2 protein-coding genes are annotated in these 3,118 nt (G+C 68.4%); both read left to right on the plus strand.

Annotated elements, in window-relative coordinates; genetic code table 11:
- Window positions 1–200 precede the first annotated feature (200 nt).
- Complete coding sequence (locus tag ACFWPJ_RS03455; protein ID WP_378846571.1) at window positions 201–1,709, plus strand: aldehyde dehydrogenase family protein; 1,509 nt, start codon at window positions 201–203, stop codon at window positions 1,707–1,709.
- A gap of 37 nt (window positions 1,710–1,746) precedes the next feature.
- On the plus strand, window positions 1,747–2,892 hold the full coding sequence (locus tag ACFWPJ_RS03460) for an acyl-CoA dehydrogenase family protein (protein ID WP_378846574.1): 1,146 nt from the start codon (window positions 1,747–1,749) through the stop codon (window positions 2,890–2,892).
- Window positions 2,893–3,118 lie beyond the last annotated feature (226 nt).

Below are 3,118 nucleotides of genomic sequence, written 5' to 3' on the forward strand. Positions count from 1 at the left end.
ATTCTCGCCGGTTGCGATGAAAACCCGGACGGCTCTTTGCAATCGGCGAGAATCGTGATTAACTTAATGAGAATCACGATTAACTTAGCGGCCGCTGACATACCGTGTCAATAGGTCGCGCTGGCCGCCGGATCCCCGGCCGACCTGTGCGGCCGGAGCGTCGCGACACCGCCACCGGGCTACTTGAAGGATGGTCGAGGATGACCGAAACCCCCACTACCGCAACTGTTTCCGTGCCGATGTTGGTGACGACCAACCCGGCGACCGGCGAGCAGGTCGGCAGCTGGCCGATCGACGACGCCGACAGCGTCGGCGCCGCCGTCGCCCTGGCGCGACGGGCTGCGGACACCTGGCGGGAACTCGGATTCAAGAATCGCAAACGTGCCTTGCTGCGCTGGGGCGCGCACCTGGTCAACCACGCCGGGGAGTTCTGCGCGCTGATCAGCGCCGAGAACGGCAAGACGCCCGACGACGCCTACCTCGAGGTGATCACCGCCGTCGAACACCTCGCGTGGGCGGCCGAGAACGCGCAGAAGGTGCTCGGGCCGAAGAAGGTCTGGCCGGGCCTAATGATGGCCAATCACGAGGCCGTGATCGAGCAGCGCCCGCACGGTGTGGTCGGCGTGATCGGGCCGTGGAACTACCCGGTGTACACGCCCAACGGGTCGATCGCCTACGCGCTGGCCGCGGGCAATACCGTCGTGTTCAAGCCCAGTGAGCTCACCACCGGTGTCGGCCACTGGTTCGCCGACGCCTTCGCCAAGGCGAACCCCGACCTGCCCGACGGCATCCTCACCGTGGTGACCGGCCCGGGCGACACCGGCCGCGCCCTGGTGGAGTCCGGCGTGGACATGGTGGCCTTCACCGGCTCGACCGCGACCGGCAAGCGGATCATGGCCGCCGCGGCGCAGCGGCTCACCCCGGTGGTGCTCGAATGCGGCGGCAAGGACGCGGCGATCGTGGCCGAGGACGCCGATGTGGCCGCGGCCGCCGACGCGATCGCCTGGTCGGCCATGGCGAACTCCGGTCAGACCTGCGTGGGCACCGAGCGTTGCTATGTCGTGGCGTCGGTGCTCGACGAGTTCCTGGCCGAGCTCACCAAGCGGGTCGAAAACCTGACGCCGGGCTCGGGTCCGGATGCCTCCTACGGCCCGATGACGTTGCCGAGCCAGGTCGACGTGATCGCCGGCCACCTCGAGGACGCGCTGGCCAAGGGCGGCACCGCGCTGGTGGGCGGCGCCGAGTCGATCAAGGCGCCGTTCGTGCGCCCGATCGTGCTGCTCGACGTGCCCGAGGATTCCGCCGCAGTGCGCGAGGAGACCTTCGGTCCCACGCTCACCGTGCGCGCGGTGCGCACTGTCGAAGAAGCGATCGAGCTGGCCAACGCCTCCGAATACGGGCTCGCGTCGTCGGTGTTCTCGCGCAAGCGCGGCATGGAGATCGCCCGCAAGCTGCGTGCGGGTGCGACCTCGGTGAACAGTCCGGCCGCCTACGCGGCCATCCCGGCGCTGCCCTTCGGTGGTGTCGGCGAGTCCGGCATCGGCCGCATCCACGGCGCCGCGGGCCTGCTCGGGTTCACCCGGCCGCACTCGATCGCGCGGCAGCGCTTCGAGATTCCCGGCATGGCCTTGCTGTCGTTCGCCCGCACCGAGTCGACGCTGTCGACGGTGCGCAAGCTCACCGCGTTCCGTTTCGGGCGAGCCAAGTAGACCCAACCATCGATCAGCACGGAAGAAGAGGGACAGTATGGGTGTCGAATTCAGCCCGGAACACAAGGATTTCGCCGCGGCGGTGGCCGCGTTCGCCAAGCGTGAGGCGGGGACCCGGGAGCAGCGTGACGCGCTGACCGAGCACGACAAGGAACAGCACAACCCCGGCGTGTACGCGAAGATGGCCGAGCTCGGCTGGCTCGGTCTGACGATTCCCGAGGAGTACGGCGGGTCGGCGGCCTCGATGGTCGACATGTGCATCCTGCTCGAGGAGAGCCTGCGCGGCATGCTGCCGATCGGGGCGATCGGGCCGACGCTGATCACCGGCGGTGCCTACGCCAAGTTCGGCACCGAGGCGCAGAAGGACACCGTGCTGCGCGGCATCGTTCGCGGTGCCTCCCAGTCGATCTCGATGTCGGAGCCCGAGGCGGGCTCGGACGTGGGCAACCTGTCGACCAAGGCGGTCAAGACCGCCGACGGCTGGCTGATCAACGGCCAGAAGACCTGGTGTTCCAACGCCCACATCTCCGAGAACATCCTGCTCGTCGCCCGCACTTCGAAGGAGGGCGGAAAGCACGAGGGGCTCACCATGTTCCACGTGCCCGCCGACACCCCCGGCCTGCAGATCACCCCGATCGAGCTGATGGGCAACCAGACCGAGACCAACGACCTGTACTTCACCGACTGCGTGCTGCCCGAGGACGCGGTGGTCGGCGAGGAAGGCAACGGCTGGCGTCAGCTGATGACCGGGCTCAACTTCGAGCGCCTCATCCTGGCCGCCATGAGCCTGGGCGCCGCGGAACGCGCCTTCGAGGACACCATCGCCTTCGTCACCCAGCGCAAGCAGTTCGGCAGGCCGGTCGGCTCGTTCCAGTCGCTGCGCCACCGCCTGGCCGACCTGGCCACCGAGATCGAATGCACCAAGCTGCTGATCTACAGCGTGGCAAGGGAAGCCGACGCCAACCCGAACAAGGTGCTCGCCAGGGAGGCCTCGATGGCCAAGCTCAAGGCCACCGAGACCAGCAAGCGGGTGGCCCTGGAAGGCATGCAGATGATGGGCGGCTACGGCTACGCCCGCGAATTCGACATGGAAAAGCACGTCCGCGGCGCCCTGGTCTCCACCATCTTCGGCGGCACCAGCGAAATCCAGCGCGACATCATCGGCCGCACCCTGGGCCTGTAACCCGCTGTCTCGCACCGTCACTCGCTGCCGCTCCACCCCGGAGCGGCAGCGAGCTGTCGTCAGGCGTGGCCGAACAGGGTGGTGCGGTGGAGGGTGATGACGCGGTTCTGGGGGGCGAGGGGGGGGGTTGGGCAAAAGGCGGCGCGGGGGGCGGAGACGGGGCCAACGCCGGGGGAGGGGTTGGGTGGGTGGTGTGGGGGGAGCGAGGGGGGGCGGGTGATCAGGA

The sequence above is a fragment of the Nocardia sp. NPDC058497 genome, assembly GCF_042720195.1.
Classification (GTDB): domain Bacteria; phylum Actinomycetota; class Actinomycetes; order Mycobacteriales; family Mycobacteriaceae; genus Nocardia.